At 60.5% G+C, this 20,478-nt stretch carries 18 protein-coding genes; 13 read left to right on the top strand and 5 right to left on the bottom strand.

Annotated elements, in window-relative coordinates; all coding sequences use genetic code 11:
• Window positions 1-96 precede the first annotated feature (96 nt).
• Together VR71_RS19840 and VR71_RS19835 are read right to left on the bottom strand one after the other, a co-directional pair.
• Entirely contained in the window at window positions 97-1,404 is a 1,308-nt protein-coding gene (locus VR71_RS19840; protein WP_045686255.1) for an HlyD family type I secretion periplasmic adaptor subunit, read from the bottom strand.
• On the bottom strand, window positions 1,401-3,092 hold the full coding sequence (locus VR71_RS19835) for a type I secretion system permease/ATPase (RefSeq protein WP_045686254.1): 1,692 nt from the start codon (window positions 3,090-3,092) through the stop codon (window positions 1,401-1,403). Before VR71_RS19835 ends, VR71_RS19840 begins: the two co-directional genes overlap by 4 nt.
• Window positions 3,093-3,310: 218 nt before the next feature.
• Here VR71_RS19835 and VR71_RS19830 point away from each other — a divergent pair, with 218 nt between their 5' ends.
• Window positions 3,311-4,111 (top strand): VacJ family lipoprotein, encoded by an 801-nt coding sequence (locus VR71_RS19830; protein ID WP_296430646.1) that lies wholly within the window; start codon window positions 3,311-3,313, stop codon window positions 4,109-4,111.
• Complete coding sequence (locus VR71_RS19825; protein WP_296430645.1) at window positions 4,101-4,706, top strand: phospholipid-binding protein MlaC; 606 nt, start codon at window positions 4,101-4,103, stop codon at window positions 4,704-4,706. The genes VR71_RS19830 and VR71_RS19825 overlap by 11 nt, the downstream gene beginning before the upstream one ends.
• Before the next feature lie 54 nt (window positions 4,707-4,760).
• On the opposite strand, the gene VR71_RS19820 is transcribed toward VR71_RS19825, so the two are convergent.
• Window positions 4,761-6,908: a transglycosylase domain-containing protein gene (locus VR71_RS19820; RefSeq protein WP_040650266.1), complete on the bottom strand. Its 2,148-nt coding sequence runs from the start codon at window positions 6,906-6,908 to the stop codon at window positions 4,761-4,763.
• 255 nt (window positions 6,909-7,163) lie between these two features.
• Between VR71_RS19820 and VR71_RS19815 the strand changes: the two genes are divergently transcribed.
• The 4 genes from VR71_RS19815 to VR71_RS19800 all read left to right on the top strand — a co-directional run bounded on the left by VR71_RS19815 (window position 7,164) and on the right by VR71_RS19800 (window position 11,986).
• On the top strand, window positions 7,164-7,502 hold the full coding sequence (locus VR71_RS19815) for a P-II family nitrogen regulator (RefSeq protein WP_009815676.1): 339 nt from the start codon (window positions 7,164-7,166) through the stop codon (window positions 7,500-7,502).
• A 25-nt stretch (window positions 7,503-7,527) separates the two neighbouring features.
• A complete protein-coding gene (locus tag VR71_RS19810) occupies window positions 7,528-8,859 on the top strand; it encodes an ammonium transporter (RefSeq protein WP_045686253.1) in 1,332 nt (443 codons plus the stop codon).
• A gap of 125 nt (window positions 8,860-8,984) precedes the next feature.
• Window positions 8,985-10,820, top strand: coding sequence for a DNA mismatch repair endonuclease MutL (gene mutL, locus VR71_RS19805; RefSeq protein ID WP_045686252.1), 1,836 nt, complete (start codon window positions 8,985-8,987; stop codon window positions 10,818-10,820).
• Window positions 10,817-11,986: a DNA recombination protein RmuC gene (locus VR71_RS19800; RefSeq protein ID WP_045686251.1), complete on the top strand. Its 1,170-nt coding sequence runs from the start codon at window positions 10,817-10,819 to the stop codon at window positions 11,984-11,986. The genes mutL and VR71_RS19800 overlap by 4 nt, the downstream gene beginning before the upstream one ends.
• 65 nt (window positions 11,987-12,051) lie before the next feature.
• On the opposite strand, the gene VR71_RS19795 is transcribed toward VR71_RS19800, so the two are convergent.
• Window positions 12,052-13,650 (bottom strand): phosphoenolpyruvate carboxykinase, encoded by a 1,599-nt coding sequence (locus VR71_RS19795; RefSeq protein WP_045686250.1) that lies wholly within the window; start codon window positions 13,648-13,650, stop codon window positions 12,052-12,054.
• Window positions 13,651-14,017: 367 nt separating this feature from the next.
• Between VR71_RS19795 and VR71_RS19790 the strand changes: the two genes are divergently transcribed.
• The 7 genes from VR71_RS19790 to VR71_RS19760 are packed head-to-tail and all read left to right on the top strand — an operon-like array spanning window position 14,018 to window position 19,452.
• Window positions 14,018-14,719, top strand: coding sequence for a response regulator transcription factor (locus tag VR71_RS19790; RefSeq protein WP_040650264.1), 702 nt, complete (start codon window positions 14,018-14,020; stop codon window positions 14,717-14,719).
• A complete protein-coding gene (locus VR71_RS19785) occupies window positions 14,719-16,434 on the top strand; it encodes a sensor histidine kinase (RefSeq protein ID WP_009815670.1) in 1,716 nt (571 codons plus the stop codon). The genes VR71_RS19790 and VR71_RS19785 overlap by 1 nt, the downstream gene beginning before the upstream one ends.
• A gap of 4 nt (window positions 16,435-16,438) precedes the next feature.
• Complete coding sequence (locus tag VR71_RS19780; protein WP_045682208.1) at window positions 16,439-16,876, top strand: HPr kinase/phosphorylase; 438 nt, start codon at window positions 16,439-16,441, stop codon at window positions 16,874-16,876.
• Between the two features lie 11 nt (window positions 16,877-16,887).
• Window positions 16,888-17,817 (top strand): RNase adapter RapZ, encoded by a 930-nt coding sequence (gene rapZ / locus VR71_RS19775; protein ID WP_009815668.1) that lies wholly within the window; start codon window positions 16,888-16,890, stop codon window positions 17,815-17,817.
• A 14-nt stretch (window positions 17,818-17,831) separates the two neighbouring features.
• Window positions 17,832-18,224, top strand: a complete 393-nt coding sequence (locus VR71_RS19770; RefSeq protein WP_009815667.1) for a PTS sugar transporter subunit IIA — start codon at window positions 17,832-17,834, stop codon at window positions 18,222-18,224.
• Window positions 18,225-18,240: 16 nt separating this feature from the next.
• Window positions 18,241-18,516 (top strand): HPr family phosphocarrier protein, encoded by a 276-nt coding sequence (locus VR71_RS19765; protein ID WP_009815666.1) that lies wholly within the window; start codon window positions 18,241-18,243, stop codon window positions 18,514-18,516.
• 48 nt (window positions 18,517-18,564) lie between these two features.
• Window positions 18,565-19,452: a lysophospholipid acyltransferase family protein gene (locus VR71_RS19760; RefSeq protein WP_009815665.1), complete on the top strand. Its 888-nt coding sequence runs from the start codon at window positions 18,565-18,567 to the stop codon at window positions 19,450-19,452.
• 3 nt (window positions 19,453-19,455) lie between these two features.
• On the opposite strand, the gene VR71_RS19755 is transcribed toward VR71_RS19760, so the two are convergent.
• The gene (locus tag VR71_RS19755; protein WP_045682171.1) at window positions 19,456-20,331 is read right to left on the bottom strand and encodes a 3-hydroxybutyryl-CoA dehydrogenase; all 876 of its coding nucleotides are present in this window, start codon (window positions 20,329-20,331) and stop codon (window positions 19,456-19,458) included.
• Window positions 20,332-20,478 lie beyond the last annotated feature (147 nt).

Here is a 20,478-nt window from a genome sequence, read left to right as displayed (position 1 = left end):
CCGTTGCATCGCTAGTCCCCGGCCCAGCGACCGCGCGGCTCATCGCACAGGTCCAACGTCCGCTTCAGGCCAAACCCTTCCGTCACAACGCCGCTTCTACTCTCGAAACGCCTTAGCCAGATAGTCGGTGAATGGCTTGACCAGATAGGCGATGGGGGTGCGGTCGGCGGTGCGGATAAACGCCTCGACTGGCATGCCGGGAATGAGGGCGGTGCCCTCGGGCAGACGGGCCTGTTCGCCTTCGCTCAGCACGATTTCAGCGCGGTAATAGCTGGCGCGCGTCGCCTCGTCCTCGAAGGCATCGGCGGAAATCTGGGTGACACGCCCGAAAAGTTCTGGCGTGGTGCGTTGATCGAGTGCTGAGAAGCGCAGGGTCACTTCCTGCCCGACAAAGAGTTTGTCGACATGGATGCTGTCCACGCGGGCGTTGATCACCAAAGGGCGGTCCTGTGGCACGACGAAAAGGACCGGATCAGCCGGTCGGATCACAGAGCGCAGGGCAAAGACCTGAAGGTTGTAGACCACGCCCGAAACCGGGGACGGGATGTCGAGCCGTCCCATTTGTTCGATCAGGGCGCGGCGCTGTTCGCGCAATTCCAACTCGCGGAATTGCAGATCGCGCAGGGTGGTGATCGCTTCTTCGCGCCGGTCGGTGCCGAGTTTGAGGATGGTGATCTCAATTTCGGTGATGCGGCCCTCTGCCTCGGCTCTTTGTGCGGCAAGATCGCCCATCGTGCCGCTGAGCCGCGCCTGTTCGCGTTGCAGGTTGAGGACGCGACTGGCCTGTGCGAGGCCACGATCCAAGAGTGATTGCTGGTCGGTCAACTCGAGTTCGATCAGGTCGAGTTGACGTGAGAGCGCCACTTGCTGCGCGTCGATGCCGTCGATCTGATTTGTGATTTGGCTACGGCGTTTGTGCAATTGGTCAATCTCGGCTGCGACGGTCTGGGCGCGCGCCTCGAAGAGGGTCTTTTGCCCGGCCATGAGATCGTCGGCGTCACTGTTCTGGGCAGAGATTTCGATCAGCAACGGATCGAATTTGAGCGTGTCGCGCCCATCCCGCTCTGCCTCGAGACGGCCTCGGCGGGCCATGAGTTCGGCGAGCTGGTTTTCGATGATCGAGAGTTCGGATTGCAGGTCGGTGGGGTCAAGGCGAACGAGCACCTGACCGGCGCTGACGCGGTCGCCTTCCTTGACCTCGATGGCGGAGACCACGCCGCCGTCGGGATGCTGGACGACTTGACGATTCTGATCGACCTCGATGCGACCCGGTGCGATGATCGCGCCGGAAATCTGGGTGAAGACCGCCCAAGTGCCGAATCCTCCCACGAGAAGAATAAGCCCGATCAGCCCGATGATCAGCGGTGTGCGGGCGGACCATGCACCGGAGGCGGGGGCGCTCATTGCACACCTCCGGCACTGGTCGCACTGGTCAGTTGTTCATGGTTCTGGAGCACTTCCTTGAGGACCTTTTCGCGAGGGCCAAAGGCGCGCATGACACCACCTTCGAGCATCAGAAGCATGTCGCATTCCTTGATTGCGGCGGGGCGGTGAGCGACGACGATCACTGCCTTGCCCTCGGCCTTGAAGCCGCGGATTGCGGCATTGACCGCCTCGCTGCCCTCATTGTCGAGATTGGAATTCGGCTCGTCCAGAACGAGGATCATGGGATCGCCATACATCGCACGGGCAAGGCCGATGCGCTGCATTTGCCCGCCCGAGAGCCGTCCGCCGCTGGCGCTGACGCGGGTGTCATAGCCATTGGGCAGTTTGAGGATCATCTCATGGGCGTCGGCCTTGCGCGCCGCCTCGACGATTTTGGCGGCATCGGGTTGGGTGGCGAGCCGGGCGATATTCTCGGCTATGGTGCCATCAAAGAGCTGCACGCGCTGCGGCAGATAGCCAATCAATTGGCCAAGCACGGTCGGCGAATATTGGTCAAGCGTGGCACCCTCGAGCCGGATCTTGCCGCCAGCAGGCCGCCAGACGCCGGTGATGGCGCGGGCCAGGGTGGATTTGCCCGCGCCGGACTGGCCGATCACGCCGACGGCCTGACCGGGTTCCACCTTGAACGTCAGGGTTTTCAGCACGGCCAGGCTCTCGCCGGGGGGAACCATGGTCAGTTGCTGCACCTCAAGCCGCGCCTTCGGGCGGGGCAGGGGGGTGCGGGGCTGTTCAGGTGCCACGGTGCCCAGGAGTTCCGCGAGACTGTCCCAGCCTTTCATCGCGCGTTGGACCAGAGCCCATTGGCCGATGGCCTGCTCGATGGGGGCGAGCGCACGCCCCATCAGGATCGAGCCTGCGATCATGGCGCCGGGTGTCAATTCTCCGCGCAGCACGAGCCATGCCCCAAGACCGAGCATCGCCGATTGCAGCAGCAGGCGCAGCGCCTTGGTCGACGTGGTAAAGCTGCCACCGATATCCGCGGATTGAATGGCTGTCGAGAGAGCCCGGCCGCGCACGGCCTGCCAGCGGTCAAAGGCGGCGTCGCGCATGCCCATGGCTTGTATCATCTCGGATTCGTTGCGCAATTGCTGCGAAATCGCCTCGGCCTCGACGCTTGCGGTATTGGCCTGTCCGGTGGGGCGGCGGGTCACCACCTGATTGATCATCGTCACCAAGACCAGACCCGCGCCCCCGACCAGCGCAAGGATGCCGAGCCAAGGGTGAAACACCCAGATCGCAGCCAGAAAGAACGGAGCCCATGGCATGTCGAAAATCGCCAGCAACACGGGCGAGGTCATCAGACGCTGGATGGATTCGAGGTCGCGCAGGCCGGTGGCGGTATTGGCATCGGGCTGCACCGCGGATTTGCGAATCACCGCGTCGAACACGCGCCGATCGAGGCGGGCCTGAAACCGCGCGCCAACCCGACCCATGACCCGACCACGGGCATAATCAAGCAATCCCATCATCGTGTAGAGAAACAGCACAAGAACCGAGAGCGCGATCAGTGTTTCGAGAGAGCGGCTGCTCAGGACGCGGTCATAGACCTGCAACATGTAGATGGGTCCGGTCAGCATCAGCAGATTCACGAAAAAACTGAAAATGCCCACGAACCAGTAGAGACCACGACTTTCGCGCCGAGCCATGCGCAATTCTTCGCGACCTGCTTCTAATTTCAACTTATCCAATCGAATGTCCTGCCGTCATCGTTTAAGTGTTCTGTTGATCCAAAGCGTTTCTGATCCTGCCATACAGGCTCTGTCACCATTCTGCCACAGCATTGTGAACATGGGCGTTGGGATGATGGGTTTGTTCAAGCTATGGTTTATGTAAATCTCTGACTCGTATAATAACGGATATTCCATTGTTGCTGTCACGTTTCAATTCCGCTTCCGGACCTGCACTGCGCGTCACCGCGTTGGTGGGTCTTTCCTTGATGGCCGCCTGCGCGAGACCTGATCCGTCGGAGACCACACAAGGGGTGTTCGATCCCTACGAGTCGCAGAACCGGGGGGTGCATCAGTTCAACCGTGGTCTGGACAGATCCCTGGTTCGCCCGGTGGCCAAGGGCTATAGTGCCGCTATTCCCGACGATATTGAAACCATCATTGGGCGGTTTTCAACGAATCTGTCCTTGCCGAGCGACATCGTGAACAATGTGCTACAGCTCAATATGCGGGGCGCAATTCACGATACCGCGCGGCTGGTGGTCAACACCACCTTTGGCCTTGGGGGATTCTTTGATCCGGCGAGCGAGATGGGGATGCCTGCGGGCACAAATACCGATTTCGGTCAGACCCTGCATGTCTGGGGCGCGCGCGAGGGGGCCTATGTGGAGCTGCCGCTCTTGGGCCCGTCGACTGAACGGGACACCTGGGGCATTGCCGTTGATCTCTTTACCAATCCGCTCAGCTATATCGTCGAAGCCCCCGAGAGCCTGATCGGCACAGGGGCCGGGGTGGCCGCAGGGCTGTCCAAGCGCGATAGGTTCACCGAGACGATTGATGCGATCCTCTATGAGAGTGCTGACAGTTACGCGCAGTCACGCTCGATCTTCCTGCAAAACCGGCGGTTCAAGCTGGGCGGTACATCTGATAATGTCTATGATGACCCCTACGGCACATCTGAGCCATCCGTCACGTTGGAGGATCCCTATGCTGAATAACATGAACCGTCGCCACTTTGTCACTGCAGGTCTGGCTGTGACTGGCCTTGCCTCATTCCCCGGCGCTGTCTGGGCACTTGACGATGCACGTGCGCGCACGCTTGTGGATGCTGTTGTGAGCAATATCAACAGTGTAATCGCCTCAGGCAAGCCGCTGTCGGGGATGATCTCGGACTTTGAACGCATCTTCAACACCTATGCTGATGTGAACATCATTGCGCGCTCGACGCTGGGTGCGGATGCCAATCGGGTGTCGTCGGCGCAATTGCGTGCCTTTACCGAGGCGTTCCGTGGCTACATCGCGCGGAAGTACGGCAAGCGGTTCAATGAATTCGTCGGTGGCCGAATCGAAGTGAACTCGGTCAAGCAGGTGAAATCCTGGCACGAGGTCAAATCCACCGCCTATCTGCGCGGACAATCGCCGTTCGAGGTGAGTTTTCTGGTGTCGGACCGGTCGGGCAAGGATCTGTTCTTTGATATGATCATCGAGGGGATCAGCCTGCGCCTGAGCGAACGCACCGAAATCGGGGCGATGCTGGATCGTCGCAATGGTGACGTGAACGCCCTGATCGCGGATCTCAAACAAGCCGGGTAAGGGTTTTACCTGTTCGGTTCTATCGTGAACGGCGCCCCTCTCCGGGCGCCGTTTTCAATTGCCGCCGAAGAGCCCCCGCAGGATGTTTTCAATCGGGTTGTTGCTGCGCTGGGGGGCCCGACGCTGCTGTGGGGCCGGTTGCACCGGGGCTGGGCGCGGTTTGGGGCGCAGCATGGGCAGGGGTTTGGGATCAATCCCTTCATGCACGCGCACCATGGTTTCCTGCCATATTTCCGCCGGGAGACCGCCGCCTGTCACACCGCTGAGGGGGGTGTTGTCGTCATAGCCCATCCAGACGCCGGCGACGTAATCGGCGGTAAAGCCCAGAAACCACGCATCGCGGGCGGCCTGTGTCGTGCCGGTTTTGCCTGCGGCCTCACGGTCGGGCAAGCGGGCGCGGCTGCCGGTGCCACCGTCGATCACTTTCGTCATCATATAGATGAGTTCCTGCGCCGCGCTTTCCTGAATGACGCGCTCGCCGATACCGCCGCCGGTGCCCATCAGCGGCGTGTCTTCGCCCAGCAGCTTCAATTCGATCAGACCGTAGGGCGTCACGGAAGAGCCGCCGTTCAGGATGCCCGCATAAGCGCCGGTCATTTCCAGAAGCGTGCTCTCGGAGGCACCGAGGGCCAGGGCGGGACCAGCGGCCAGATCGCTGTCGATCCCGAAATCGCTGGCAACCTTGCGCACGAGGTCGCGCCCGACGCTCTCGGAGATTTTGACTGCGGGGATGTTGAGGGATTGCGCGAGGGCCTCTGTGAGGGTGACGCGGCCCTTGTAGTTGCGGGTGTAATTTTCCGGGCACCAACGGCCAGAGCCGGGGATGTTGAGGCAATAGGGTTCGTCCACCACGACGGAATCGTAGGAATTGCCCAGTTCCAATGCCGTGGCATAGACGAAAGGTTTGAAGGCTGATCCGGTCTGGCGTTTGGCCTGTGTGGCGCGGTTGAAGGCGCCGATGACCTTTGACTTGCGCCCGCCGACCATGGCCCGCACCGCGCCATCGGCGGACATGACAACGATAGCGGCCTGCGCCTTGGAGCCGTCCCGGACCTTTTCGTCAAAGATATAGGTCAGCGCGTCCTCTGCGGCGCGTTGCACGCGTTGATCAAGCGTGGTGCGGATGATCACATCTTCGGTGGTGTCACGGGTGAAGAACTCTGGTCCCGAGGACATCACCCAATCGGCAAAGTAGCCGCCTGCCTGCCGCTCTGCCGCCTCGGAGAGTTCTGCGGGATTGGCGAGGGCCAGCGCGGCCTCTTGATCGTTGAGATAGCCCTGACGACGCATCAGCCCGACCACGACCGAGGCGCGGTTGCGCGAGCGTTCCAGATTGGCGGTGGGAGCGAGCGTGGAGGGTGCGGTCAGGAGGCCCGCAATCATCGCCCCCTCGGCGGGGTTGAGATTGGCCGAGGATTTGCCGAAATAGCGCTGCGCCGCCGCCTCGGCGCCGTAAGCGCCGCCGCCCAGATAGGCGCGGTTGAGATAGACCGAAAGGATCTGGTCCTTTGAGTATTTCGCCTCCATCGCCATGGCATAGATCGCCTCGCGCGCCTTGCGTGCCAGCGATGTGCGGCGACAGTCGGAGATATAATCCGCCTCGCTCTCCCATTCGCTCTCTTTATAGGCGGTGCCGAAGCACAAGAGTTTTGCGGTTTGCTGCGTGATGGTCGAGCCACCGTTGCCCGACAACGGGCCGCGCCCCTCGCTGAGATTGATGCGAATGGCGCTGGCGATACCGATGGGGTCAACGCCGGGATGCAGGTAAAAGCGGCGATCCTCGGTGGCGATGACCGCGTTCTTGAGATGCGGGCTGATGGTCTCGGCGGTGACGACGCCCCCGAATTGATCGCCGCGCCAGGCAAAGACCTCGCTCGCGCTGTCCAGCAGGGTGACGGAGCCTTTGGCGCGCCCGTCCATCAGGGTCTGATAATCGGGCAGGGTCATGTAGGTGTAACCCACGAATGTCGCCACAACGAGAGCCACGACGGCGGTCAGTCGCCAACCGATTCCCCAAATCAGGCGCAGAACCCAGCGGATGATCCCTCCGAGGACTCGCACGATGGGATTGCGGCTGCGCGCGCGAGGGCGGCGCGACGTGCGCTTGGTCTTGGTTTTGGTTCTGCGCGCGGCTTTGGGTGGCTCCTTGCGCGTGCGCTTGGGGGCCACCAAAGGCGGTTTTCTCGGTCCTGACGTGCTCATGCTTGCCCTGCTCGGCCTTGTGTCTTTGGCACAGTTTATAGTGCGGGATCGCAAAAGTAGAGACCTGCTGAGCACAGATCGTGATTTCTAGTTTGCATAAATTTTAGGCTTACTAATTTATATGCACATATTTTGAGCATGCAGGGGTGATTTAACAGGCGATTTCCCGCCTTCACCCTTCCAGACTCTGCCATCTGTGCCTTTTCTGCATGTGCAAACAACGCGCTGAGACACCGCAAACCGAAAGGGGCAGACGTGAAACTCATCATTGCAACGATAAAGCCGTTCAAGCTTGAAGAGGTCCGCGAGGCGCTGACCGATATCGGCGTGCGCGGCATGATGGTGACCGAGATCAAGGGCTTCGGCTCGCAGTCCGGCCACACGGAAATCTATCGCGGTGCGGAATACGCCGTGAACTTCGTGCCAAAAATAAAACTGGAAATCGCGGTTTCTGCCGGGATGGCCGATCAGGTGGTCGAGACCATCACCAAGACCGCGCGCACCGGCAAGATCGGTGACGGCAAGATTTTCGTGCTCGACATCCAGCAAGCCGTGCGTGTGCGCACCGGCGAAACCAATGATGACGCGCTCTGAGCGCGCAGGGGAAAGGATACTTACCATGAATTCCATGTTAAAACTCGGCCTTGCCGCAACGCTGATCGCGTTGCCGCAGATGGGGCTGGCTCAGGACGCAGCGGAGGCTGCGCCGAGCTTTGATGAAATCGGCCCCTACATCATGACGACGCTGCTGTTCTGCATGGCGGGCTTTCTGGTCTTCTTCATGGCGGCGGGCTTTGCCATGCTCGAAGGCGGGCTGGTGCGCTCCAAGAACGTCACGATGCAGATGACCAAGAATATCGTTCTCTATTCCTTTGCGACGATCATGTATTGGCTGGTTGGCTTCAACCTCATGTATCCCGGTGACGGCTGGCTGATGGCCGGTTGGGTCGGACCATTCTTTTCCATGACAGAGCTTGACCCGGTGGGTGTTGCGGCGGCGGATGCGGCGCTGGATTATGCCTCGATCGGGTCTGACTTCTTCTTCCAGTTGGTGTTTGTCGCGGCCACCGCCTCGATCGTGTCGGGCGCTCTGGCCGAGCGGATCAAACTCTGGCCGTTTCTTGCCTTTGTCATCGTTCTGACTGGCTTTATGTATCCGATTTCCGGGTCCTGGCAGTGGGGCGGCGGCTGGTTGTCCGAGGCGGGATTCTCTGACTTTGCAGGGTCGACCATCGTGCATTCCGTGGGTGGCTGGGCCGCTCTGGCGGGGGCGATCATTCTGGGGCCGCGTCTTGGCAAATATGGCAAGGATGGCAAGGTCACGCCAATGCCGGGCTCGAATCTCGCGCTGGCCACTCTAGGCACGTTCATCCTGTGGCTGGGTTGGTTCGGCTTTAACGGTGGCTCGCAGCTTGCCATGGGCACCGTCGGCGATGTCTCGGACGTGTCGCGGATCTTTGCCAACACCAATATGGCGGCGGCGGCGGGTTCGATCGCTGCGCTGATCATGACCCAGGTTCTCTACAAGAAGCCTGACCTCACCATGGTTCTCAACGGTGCCTTGGCTGGCCTTGTGTCGATCACCGCTGAGCCACTTGCGCCCAGCCTGTTCGGTGCGCTCTGGATCGGCGCGGTTGGCGGTGTGATCGTAGTGCTTGCCGTGCCGATGCTCGACAAGTTCAAGATCGACGATGTCGTCGGCGCGATCCCGGTTCACCTGTTTTGCGGGATCTGGGGCACAATCGCTGTCGTGTTCTACGGCGATGCCAGCATCAGCACACAGCTTCTGGGGATCTTTGCCTACGGTGCCTTCACCTTTGTCATCAGCTTCGTGGTCTGGCTGATCATCAAGGGCACGATGGGTCTGCGGGTCGATGAAGAGACCGAGATCAACGGGCTCGACATGGCGGAGATGGGCATGGAAGCCTATCCTGAATTCTCCAAGAGCTGATCCTTCTTCTTCCTGACAGATCTTGAGAGAGCTTGCCCGGGCGTTCGCGCCCGGGCTTTTTATTGTGCGGTGACCGATATCGCGTCTCTGGCAGAATCGCGGCGATCTGTGCTAAGTCTAGCGGTATGAACAGCCCAAACCCCAATATACGCGCCGCTCAGCCGCAAATACGTCAATTGGACGAGGCTGCGGTCAATCGCATTGCCGCCGGTGAGGTGGTGGAGCGGCCCGCCTCGGCGGTCAAGGAATTGGTGGAGAACGCGCTTGATGCCGGGGCCACCCGGATCGAAGTGGGTTTTGCGGATGGTGGCAAGACATTGATCCGGGTGATGGATGATGGCTGTGGCATGGCGCCGGATCAACTGCCGCTCGCCTTGGCGCGGCATGCGACGTCGAAGATTGACGGATCGGACCTGCTGAATATCCATACCTTTGGGTTTCGCGGCGAGGCGTTGCCGTCGCTTGGGGCGGTCGGGCGGTTGACGATTGCGTCACGCGCGGGCGACGCGGCCGCGGAGATTACGGTTGCTGGCGGGCAGGCGGGCGCGGTGAAACCTGCCGCGCTGAATGCGGGCACTGTGGTGACGCTGCGCGACCTTTTCTATGCCACGCCGGCGCGGCTCAAGTTCATGCGCACAGACCGGGCCGAGGCGCAGGCGATTGCCGATACGGTCAAGCGGCTGGCGATGGCCGAGCCGTTTGTCGGCTTTGTGCTGCGCGATGTGTCGGGCGGGGGCGAGGGGCGGATCGTGTTTCGCGCGGACCCTGAGAGCGGCGATTTGTTTGATGCGCTGCACGGGCGGTTGGCGCGGGTGCTGGGGGCGGAATTTGCCGAGAATGCGCTGAGGATTGATGCGACGCGTGAGGGCGTGAGGATGACCGGCTATGCCGCGCTGCCCACCTATTCGCGGGGATCAGCCGTGGCGCAGTATCTCTTTGTCAATGGCCGCCCGGTGCGGGACAAGATGCTCTATGGCGCGTTGCGCGCCGCCTATCAGGACGTTTTGAGCCGGGACCGGCATCCTGCGGTGGCGCTGTTTCTGGACTGTGATCCCACGCTGGTCGATGTGAATGTGCATCCGGCGAAATCCGAGGTGCGGTTTCGCGATCCGGGGCTGGCGCGGGGGCTGATCGTGTCGGGCCTGCGGCATGCCTTGGCGGAGGCGGGGCATCGGGCGTCCACCACGGTGGCGGGGGCGACCTTGGGCGCGTTCCGGGCAGAGCCGGTGGGGCGCATCTATCAGATGGATCGCCCGTCGCCTCAGGCGCGGGCCCTGGCCTACAGCGCGCAGGCGCCCGGATTTGCCGATATGGCCGAGGATTGGAGTGCGCGGGTTGAGAGTGCGCCCGAACCGCAGGTGGAGGAACCACCTGCCACGGCGCTGCCGCTTGGGGCCGCTCGGGCGCAGGTGCATGAGAATTACATCATCGCCCAGACCGAAACCGGCATGGTGATCGTCGATCAGCACGCCGCCCATGAGCGGCTGGTGTATGAGCGGCTGAAACGTCAAATGGCGGAGAGCGGGGTTGCAGCGCAGGCGCTCTTGATCCCTGAGATTGTTGATTTGTCCGAGGCCGATTGCGCGCTGTTGATGGAGCATGCCGAGGCGTTGGCTGGGCTGGGGCTCGGGATCGAGCCATTTGGGCCGGGGAGCCTCGCGGTGCGTGAAACCCCGGCCATTCTGGGGCCGGTCAACGCGGGTGCGCTCTTGCGCGATATTCTTGACGAGTTGCAGGATCAGGGCGCAAGCGGCACGCTGAAATTGCGGATCGACGCGATCCTGAGCCGGGTGGCCTGTCATGGCTCTGTCAGGTCTGGCCGCCGGATGAGCGCCGAGGAAATGAACGCGCTTTTGCGCGAGATGGAGCGCACACCGATGTCGGGGCAGTGCAACCACGGGCGGCCCACCTATGTGGAGTTGCGGCTGTCGGATATTGAACGGCTGTTCGGGCGCACATGATTCAGATCGGTGATCAGTCTTATGCTTTTGACGATCCGGCTGTTCTGGCGGTGGTGATCGGCGCAGGGGTGGTGCTTCTGATCCTTCTCCTTCTGATCCTCGCGCTGCGGGCCGCCAATCGGTCGGCGCGGTTGGCGGAACCGCTGGCCTATCAGGTGGGGCAGTTGGGGCAGCGGGTGCAGGGGCTGTCGGATGGGCAGCATCAACTGGCAGGCGGGCTCAATCATGTGTCCGAGGCGCAGGCGGCGGCGCAATCGCATCTGCTGCAACTGATGGAAAAGCGGCTGGCGCAGGTGAGCCATGCGATGACCGAGAACCTGCAAGGCACCTCGCGACGCACGGCGCAATCGCTTGGGGAATTGCAGCAGAGGTTGCAGGCCATCGACAAGGCGCAGGACAATATCACCAAGCTGTCGGGTGATGTGCTGTCGTTGCAGGATATTCTGTCGAACAAGCAGACGCGCGGGGCGTTTGGGGAAATTCAGCTCACGGATATCGTGACCAAGGCGCTGCCTTCGGACAGCTACACGTTGCAAGCGACGCTCTCGAACGGGCGGCGGGCGGATTGCCTTATTCATCTGCCCAATCCGCCGGGGCCGATCTGTATCGACAGCAAATTCCCGCTGGAGGCCTATGAGGCGCTGCGCCGGGCCACGACCGATGGAGAATTGGCCGAGGCGGCGCGGGGTATGCGCACGGCGGTGCGCAAGCATATCAAAGATATTTCCGAGAAATACATTATAGAGGGCGAAACCGCCGATGGGGCGCTGATGTTCCTGCCCTCAGAGGCGGTCTATGCCGAGTTGCACGCCAATTTCCCGGAAGTGGTGCGCGATGGCTTTGCCGCGCGCGTGTGGATCGTGTCGCCCACAACCTGTATGGCCACGCTCAACACCATGCGTGCGATCCTCAAGGATGCGCGGATGCGCGAGCAGGCGGGGGCGATCAGGCGGGAGCTGGGTCTTTTGTTTGCGGATGTGGATCGTTTGGGGGCGCGGGTGGAAAACCTGGACCGACATTTCAGCCAAGCGTCCAAGGATGTGGCGGAAATCAAGATTTCGGCCGACAAGGCCGGGCGGCGGGCGCGGCGGCTGGACAATTTCGATTTCGAAGAATTGGCACCCGAGACCGAGCCTGCGATTGTGCCGCTGGCAAAGGGCAGTTGACGGCGGCAAATGGGCAGATGGTCGAGCCCCCGCCATCGACGGCGAGGGCCCTGTGCTAAGCGGGGTCAGCGCAGCGATGCCGCCTTTACATCCTCGTCGATGAACGGAAGGTATTGCGCGAAGTTGTCCGTGAACATCTGCACCAGATTGGCGGCTTGGGCATCATAGGCGTCTGGATTGTCCCATGTGCGGCGGGGATCAAGCAGCACCTCGGCTACGCCGGGAACGTTCACGGGCACCTCAAAGCCGAAATTCGGATCTTTGCGGAACTCGACATCGTTCAGCGAGCCGTCGAGGGCGGCGGTCAGGAGCGCGCGGGTGGCCTTGATCGGCATCCGCGATCCGGTGCCAAAGGCGCCGCCGGTCCAGCCGGTATTGACCAGCCAGCAGGTTGCACCGTGCTTGGCGATCTTTTCGCGCAGGAGGTTGCCATAGACCTCGGGGCGGCGGGGCATGAAGGGCGCACCGAAACAGGTGGAGAACACCGGCTGCGGCTCAGTCACGCCGCGCTCGGTGCCCGCCATTTTGGAGGTGAAGCCCGAGAGGAAATGATACATCGCCTGTGCTGGGGTCAGCCGCGAAATCGGCGGCAGCACGCCAAAGGCATCGCAGGTCAGCATGATGACATTCTTGGGATGCCCACCAAGCGCTGTATCCGAGGCGTTGGAGATATAGTGCAGCGGGTAGGCGCAGCGCATGTTGGGCGTGAGGCTGTCATCCTCGAAATCGAGCTCCAGCGTCTCGGGATCGAACACCATGTTTTCGATGATGGTGCCGAACATCGAGCAGGTGGCGTAGATTTCCGGCTCTGCTTCGGCGCTGAGGTTGACGGTCTTGGCATAGCAGCCACCCTCGAAATTGAAGGTGCCGCGATCCGACCAGCCGTGTTCGTCATCGCCCAAAAGGATACGATCCGGATCGGCGGACAGCGTGGTCTTGCCGGTGCCCGAGAGGCCAAAGAAGATGGCCGTATCCACCGGATTGCCCTGCGCGTGGTTGGCCGAGCAATGCATCGGCATGATGCCTTTTTCCGGCAGCAGGTAGTTGAGCAGGGAAAAGACCGATTTCTTGTTCTCGCCCGCGTATTCGGTATTGCCCACAAGGATCAGCTTGCGGTCGAAATTCATTGCAATCACGGTTTCCGAGCGGCAGTTGTGGCGCACGGGGTCGGCCTTGAAGCCGGGGCAGTTAATCACGGTGAAATCGGCGGTGAAATCATCGAGTGCCTCGCGCTCGGGGCGACGCAGCATGGTGCGGTTGAACAGGCTGTGCCAGGCCAGTTCCGAGATCATGCGCATATTGATCGAATGCGCGGGGTCCGCGCCGCCAATCAAATCCTGAACAAAGACATCGCGGCCCTTGAGATAGGTCAGCATGTCCTCGTAGAGCGCCTCAAATCCTTCGGGCGACATGGCGGCGTTATTCTCCCACCAGATGGTGTCGGCAACGCTGTCGGTCTTGACGATATGCTTGTCCTTGGGCGACCGGCCGGTGAATTTGCCCGTGGTCACGAGCAATGCGCCCCCTTGACCGAGGGTGCCCTCGCCATGCGTGAGCGCGGCCTCGATCAGTGCCGGTTCGATCAGGTTGTAATAGACATTGCCCAGGTCGGAGATGCCTTGATCTTCGAGCCGAAATTGCGGGTTGACCCGTCCAAATGTCATGATGCCAAGCTCCTGTTAGCCAGACCCGCAGGAAATGCGGTGTCATTTCAGGCGCCGCCGAGCGGCGTCGGTCGGGCGATCTGCCCGGCTGGGCGGCTCTTAGCATGACGCTTATGTGAAATAATAGGGCGGTTTCATGCAGTTAGCGCAACCAAGCGCAAGTTAGCGCAACCAGACGTATGTTAGCGAGAACGCGTCACCGCTTTGACGGGTTAAGTGAGTCAATTTAGCCATTATCAAGATATTTTTGCGTCAATAGCCGATGGCCTTGGGTCTGATTCGCAGATTTGGATTGATAACGAAGCGGGAAACAGAGCATAGTGGCATAAAAAATGCAGGTAATCTGAGCAGTAAAAGGAATAGAGTTATGTCTAGGATCGCCCTCGTGGACGATGACAGGAATATTCTGACATCCGTTTCCATGACACTTGAGGCCGAAGGCTTTGAGGTTGAAACGTATAATGATGGACAACAGGCGTTTGACGCCTTTAGCAAGAAGCTGCCCGATATGGCTGTTCTTGACATCAAGATGCCGCGCATGGATGGGATGGACCTGCTCCAGCGGTTGCGGCAGAAATCGCAGATGCCAGTGATCTTTCTCACCTCGAAGGATGATGAGATCGACGAGGTTCTGGGTTTGCGCATGGGCGCGGACGACTATGTGAAAAAGCCGTTTTCCCAGCGTCTGCTGGTCGAGCGGATACGGGCGTTGTTGCGTCGACAGGATGCCGTCAACGGCCATGTCGTGGTCGAGACCGAAGAGACCAAGGTGATCGAGCGTGGCAATCTGGTGATGGACCCGCTGCGGCATTCGGTGAGTTGGAAGGGACAGGACGTGTCGCTGACGGTGACAGAGTTCCTGCTGCTTCAGGCGCTGGCCAAACGCCCCGGTTTCGTCAAGAGCCGCGATCAACTGATGGATGTCGCCTATGACGATCAGGTCTATGTCGATGATCGCACCATCGACAGCCACATCAAGCGTCTGCGCAAGAAGCTGCGGATGGTCGATCCCGAGTTTTCGGCGATTGAGACGTTGTATGGTATCGGGTACCGGTACAACGAGGAATAATGGCGCTTGCCGAGAGGATAGGGGTGCGGAACGTGCAGCCGCGTAAGGACAATGATCTTGTTCTTGGCGATGATTTTGTCGCACCCGATCGTCTGGATGAAGGCGAATTGAACGCCCGTCGCGCCAAGCGCGGCTGGTTCAGTTTTCGCGACTCCTCGCTCACGCGCAAAATCATCACCTTCAACCTGATTGCGCTCAATGTGCTGGTTGTCGGTATCCTCTATCTCAATTCCTCACGCGACAATCTGGCGATGCAGCGCGCCGATAGTCTGATGGTGCAAACGGCGTTGATTGCCAACGTGGTCGAGGCGCGTATCCCCGAAGGGGCACCTGTGAGTTTTGTGACCGGCGACGGGGTGGATATGACCTCAACGCTGGAACATCTCGATATTCAGACGGGAACGGAACTATTGCTGTTTGATCGCACCGGCATGTTGGTCGGGCGCAAAGAGGGTGAAACCCGGCGGATGGATCGTGCCGCAGACCTGCCCGCGACGCCGATGACGGATTTTCTCAGCCGACTTTGGGAGCGAATTTCGAGCCCGTTTTCGGGGCTTGACCGGGCAGATGGCAACCGCAGTGTCGAGGATATGGCCCGTGACATGGTCGACCTTACGGTCGGAGGCGGTGGCGTGCAGATGCAAACTGCGGAAACCGCACATGGCGTTGTGCTGACCGTGGCAGCCCCCGTCATGCAGGGCGATACGCCCATTGCCGTGGTGGCCCTCGTGAATGCAAGCGGCGAGATCGACAAGCTGGCCCGTGTAGAGCGCGAGCGCGTGTTGCAGATGTTTCTGATCGCCACGCTTGTGTCGGTGGGGCTCAGTCTGATCCTGGCCTCGACGATTTCCAACCCGCTGGCCGATCTGGCTGCGGCGGCCGAAATCGGGCGGGACCGCAATCGTGGAAAAGGTGCAACGGGGCGCATTCGCATTCCGGACCTGACCGCGCGCCCGGACGAGATTGGTCGTCTGAGCGGCGCATTGCGTGGCATGGTTTCAGCGCTCTATCACAGGATCGACGGCAATGAACAATTCGCCGCAGATGTGGCGCATGAGATCAAGAACCCGCTGGCCAGCCTGCGGTCGGCAGTGGGCACAATGCGGATTGCCAAACGCGAGGATCAGCGTGAGCGGCTCCTTGAGGTGATCGAACATGATGTGCGCCGTCTCGACCGGCTGGTGAGCGATATCTCCAACGCCTCGCGGCTCGACAGCGAATTGGTCAAGGAAGAGCAGGAATCCTTTGATCTGCTCAAGATGTTGCAGAACCTTGGCAATTATCTGGGGGAAGAGGCGCAGAAGAACGGGATCGAGTTCATCATGGATTTCCCGTCTCAACCCATCGTGATCACCGGATTGGAGGGGCGATTGGCGCAGGTTTTCGTTAACCTGATCACCAACGCCATCAGTTTCTGTGAAGACGGAGACGCGATCCGGGTCTGGGCGCGCCGGCGGGCCAATCGGGTGCTTGTGGTGGTCGAGGATACCGGGCCGGGTATTCCCGAACAGGCGCTGGAAAAGGTATTTCAACGGTTCTATTCCGAGCGACCTGAGGGCGATTTCGGCAATAATTCCGGTCTTGGTCTGGCGATTTCCAAGCAGATCGTCGAGGCCCATGATGGCGTGATCTGGGCCGAGAATATTCGGCCTACCCATGCTGATGCCACTTCTGATCCGCTCGGGGCGCGGTTTGTCGTGGGCTTGCCGGTCTGAACCGGTGACGGACGCAGGTGACCCAAAAGACGAAATCATCCACGCCACCTGCGTGGCACATTCAGGGCGTGCCGTGTTGATCCGGGGTGCCTCGGGGCGAGGCAAGTCCGGCCTTGCGCTGCAACTTCTGGCGCTTGGGGCCGAGTTGGTCGCCGATGACCGCACGCGGATTTGGCCAGAGAACGGGCGTATCATGGCGGATGCGCCCGACACCATTCGTGGCCAGATCGAGGCGCGCGGCGTGGGAATCCTGTGTCTGCCCTGCGTTGGGCCGCAGCCAGTCTCTCTGATCGTCGATATGGATGCCGAAACCAGCGAGCGGGTGCCGGCGCTGGCGCAGGCCGAAATTATGGGCCTGAGTGTGCCAATTCTGAAAAAAACCGCGCATGCGCATTTTCCAGCTGCGATCCTGCTATATCTGAAACACGGAACGCTTGTCTGAAGGAGCCATTCATGTCCGCCGCCTCTGACACGGCCTCCGACCCGGAGGAGGCACGCCACCGTCTTGTTCTGGTCACGGGTCCCTCTGGAGCGGGGCGCAGCACGGCGATCCGTGCGCTGGAGGATATGGGCTATGAAGCCATCGACAACATGCCGCTGTCGCTCTTGCCACGACTGCTGGAAAGGCCGCACCCGGACAAGCCTCTGGCGCTTGGGATCGACGTGCGCAACCGGGACTTTTCTACAACTGCGCTGATCGAGGTGATCGACCGGAGTGATTGGCATCCCGGCGTGCCCTTGCAGGTGCTCTATCTCGATTGCCGCGCCGAGATCCTGCAACGTCGGTTTTCGGAAACGCGGCGGCGTCATCCTCTGGCACCCGACGAGACTGCGGACGCCGGGATTGCGCGTGAATTCGATTTGTTGTCTCCAGTGCGCGCACGGGCTGATATGTTGATCGACACATCCGATATGTCACCGCATGATCTGCGCGCCGAGTTGGAGCGCTGGTATGGCGCGGGTGGGGCGCATCGGCTTGCGGTGTCGGTCCATTCCTTTTCCTACAAACGCGGTTTGCCACGCGGGCTCGATATGGTTTTCGATTGTCGGTTCCTGCGCAACCCCTATTGGCAGCCGTCGCTGCGTGGGTTCGATGGGCGCGCCAAAGCGGTGGCGGCGCATGTCGAGGGAGATCCGCTCTTTGCGGAGTTTCGCCGTCAGGTGACAGAGTTGGTTGCGCTCTTGCTGCCAGCCTATGAGACTGAAGGCAAGGCCTACCTGTCTATCGGGTTTGGGTGTACGGGCGGGCAGCATCGCAGTGTTGTCATGGCAGAAACTTTGGCGGCGACCCTTGCGAAAGACAGCTGGCAGGTGTCAATAAGACACCGGGAACTGGAGCGGCGTGGCGGGGCGGAGGCCTCGAGTCACGCCTCTGATGTCTGAGGAGTGGGACAGTCTTGATCGGGATCGTGATCGTGGCGCACGGCGGGCTGGCCAGTGAGTATCTCAAGGCCGTTGAGCATGTGGTCGGTCCGCAGACTGGAATCCTTGCCATTTCAATCGAGAGCGAGCACGACCGCACTGCCAAGCAGAACGAAATCTGTGCTGCTGCGGATGCGGTTGATACGGGCGGGGGTGTGGTTCTGGTTACGGATATTTTTGGCGGGTCCCCCTCAAATCTGTCGCTGCGCGCCTGTCGTCCCAATGATCGCCGTATCCTCTATGGGGCAAACTTGCCGATGTTGATCAAACTGGCCAAAAGTCGACACATGGCGCTATCCGATGCGGTGCGCGCTGCGCTGGAGGCGGGCCGGAAATACATCGACAGTCATAATGTATCAGAAGAGTGAGGAGGCGAGGGTGAGTATGGACAAGGTGACGCGCCAGATGAAGATCGTCAACGAAAAGGGGTTACACGCCCGCGCTGCCGCAAAACTGGTGGAAGTGGTCGAGGGATTTGACGCCCGCGCCGAGGTGTCGTGCAACGGGCAGTCGGCCTCGGGGGATAGCATCATGGGGCTTTTGATGTTGGCAGCGGCCAAAGGAAGCACTATTGACGTCGAAATCGTGGGGCCGGACGCAGCACCTTTGGCCGAGGCGGTTGCGGCCTTGGTGGCTGACAGATTTGGTGAGACCATGTAAGCGCACGAGATCAATCGGCGGTGACATGAGCGGGACAGGAACAAAGCAGTGAATTCCAAGGCACAGCCAGATCCCGGCGCAGACGCCGGTCAAACGGTCCTCTTTACCAAATATGACCGTCGCAGCCTGACCTATGCCAACAGCTTTGACAGTGGGCCGACCTCTTTTATCATTCGCATGATGGAATGGATGACGGGCAAGATCACCATCGTCCGCATGATCCGCAAATTTGAGAAGCGGGGCGCGCCGACAGGTCAGGCATTCTGGCGGGCGGCGCTTGATACGATGGGCATTCCGTTGCTGACACCGGATGCCGAGGTGGCGCATATTCCGCTGGACGGGCCGGTTGTGGTGGTGGCCAATCATCCGCATGGTCTGGTGGATGGCATGATATTGGCCGATCTGATTGGACGGCGGCGCAGCGATTACAAGATCCTGACACGCGCTCTTTTGACCGGAATCGATGAGGTTGCGGCCTCTTACATGATTTCCGTGCCCTTTCCGCATGAACCCGATGCGCAGCGAAAATCGGTCGAGATGCGGGCCAAGGCGATGGCCCATCTCAAGGAGGGCGGAGTGATCAGCGTGTTTCCGTCCGGGGTTGTGGCGTCGAGCGATACGATGTTCGGACCTGCGGTCGAGCGGGAATGGAATGTCTTTACCGCGCAGATGATCCGACGTTCGGGTGCCAAGGTGGTGCCGATCTTCTTTCCGGGGGCCAATTCCCGCTGGTATCAGATGGCCAATCGCATTTCGGCCACGTTGCGGCAAGGGTTGTTGCTACATGAGGTGGTCCATAGCTGCAACCGACCGCAGAAGCCCATCGTCGGCGCGCCGATCAGCGACGAGCGTATGGCCATGCTGGACAGCGACCCACGCGGGTTCATGGAATGGCTGCGGGCCCACACGCTCTCGCTCGGTGAGGGCCGCAGCTAGAATCTAGCGCGTGGGAACCGGCGTTTCGCCGCGATAATCGTAAAAGCCGCGCCCGGTTTTGCGACCAAGCCAGCCCGCCTCGACATATTTGGTCAGCAGGGGGCAGGGGCGGTATTTCGTGTCCGCCAATCCGTCGTGCAGCACATTCATGATCGCAAGGCAGGTGTCGAGCCCGATGAAATCCGCGAGTTCCAGCGGTCCCATCGGGTGATTGGCCCCCAGTTTCAGGGATTCGTCGATGGATTTGACGTTTCCGACCCCTTCATAGAGCGTATAGACCGCCTCGTTGATCATCGGCATCAGGATGCGATTGACGATGAAGGCCGGGAAGTCTTCGGCTGACGCGGCGGTCTTGCCCAGCTTCTCGACCACGGCGAGACAGGCGTTATAGGTGTCCTTGTCGGTGGCGATGCCCCGGATCAGTTCCACCAATTGCATCACGGGGACTGGGTTCATGAAATGAAACCCCATGAATTTCTCTGGCCGGTCCGTGCGGCTGGCCAGCCGCGTGATCGAGATTGATGAGGTGTTCGAGGTCAGGATCGTATGGGGCTCGAGATGCGGCAAAAGCTCATCGAAGATTGCCTGTTTGACCGCTTCACGTTCCGTTGCAGCCTCGATCACCAGATCGGTTTTGCCCAGATCGGTGAGGGTTTGGGTGGTGACGATCCTGGCAAGGGCTGCTTCCATGTCGTCTTGCGTGATTTTGCCACGGCTGACCTGACGTTCCATGTTTTTGCGAACCGCAGCCAAGGCACGCTGCAGCGCCTCGGCACTGATGTCATTGAGCAGCACGTCATAGCCTGCGACGGCCATGACATGGGCGATTCCGTTGCCCATCTGGCCTGCCCCGACCACACCGATTTTCGCGATTTCCATCTGCCAGATCCTCGTCCGATTGCTGCGCCAGCATAGGCTTCGGCGGGGGCGGGCCGCAAGGGTCGGTGATGGGTAAAATAATCCGAGAATTGGTCGTTTAGCTTTTTAGCAAGATGAATCGGTCACTCCTTAATCCGGGTGAGTATA

The organism is Roseovarius sp. BRH_c41 (assembly GCF_000961715.1).
Classification (GTDB): Bacteria; Pseudomonadota; Alphaproteobacteria; order Rhodobacterales; family Rhodobacteraceae; genus Roseovarius.
The sequence above is the reverse complement of the archived record's forward strand: the minus strand, read 5'-3'. Positions and strand labels throughout refer to the sequence as shown.

Bases quoted from the DNA above. Each gene is read 5' to 3' on its own strand.
- VR71_RS19840 (WP_045686255.1), bottom strand. From the start codon at position 1,404: ATGAGCGCCCCCGCCTCCGGTGCATGGTCCGCCCGCACACCGCTGATC.
- VR71_RS19835 (WP_045686254.1), bottom strand. From the start codon at position 3,092: ATGGCTCGGCGCGAAAGTCGTGGTCTCTACTGGTTCGTGGGCATTTTC.
- VR71_RS19825 (WP_296430645.1), top strand. From the start codon at position 4,101: ATGCTGAATAACATGAACCGTCGCCACTTTGTCACTGCAGGTCTGGCT.
- VR71_RS19820 (WP_040650266.1), bottom strand. From the start codon at position 6,908: ATGAGCACGTCAGGACCGAGAAAACCGCCTTTGGTGGCCCCCAAGCGC.
- VR71_RS19810 (WP_045686253.1), top strand. From the start codon at position 7,528: ATGAATTCCATGTTAAAACTCGGCCTTGCCGCAACGCTGATCGCGTTG.
- mutL (WP_045686252.1), top strand. From the start codon at position 8,985: ATGAACAGCCCAAACCCCAATATACGCGCCGCTCAGCCGCAAATACGT.
- VR71_RS19800 (WP_045686251.1), top strand. From the start codon at position 10,817: ATGATTCAGATCGGTGATCAGTCTTATGCTTTTGACGATCCGGCTGTT.
- VR71_RS19795 (WP_045686250.1), bottom strand. From the start codon at position 13,650: ATGACATTTGGACGGGTCAACCCGCAATTTCGGCTCGAAGATCAAGGC.
- VR71_RS19790 (WP_040650264.1), top strand. From the start codon at position 14,018: ATGTCTAGGATCGCCCTCGTGGACGATGACAGGAATATTCTGACATCC.
- VR71_RS19785 (WP_009815670.1), top strand. From the start codon at position 14,719: ATGGCGCTTGCCGAGAGGATAGGGGTGCGGAACGTGCAGCCGCGTAAG.
- rapZ (WP_009815668.1), top strand. From the start codon at position 16,888: ATGTCCGCCGCCTCTGACACGGCCTCCGACCCGGAGGAGGCACGCCAC.
- VR71_RS19765 (WP_009815666.1), top strand. From the start codon at position 18,241: ATGGACAAGGTGACGCGCCAGATGAAGATCGTCAACGAAAAGGGGTTA.
- VR71_RS19755 (WP_045682171.1), bottom strand. From the start codon at position 20,331: ATGGAAATCGCGAAAATCGGTGTGGTCGGGGCAGGCCAGATGGGCAAC.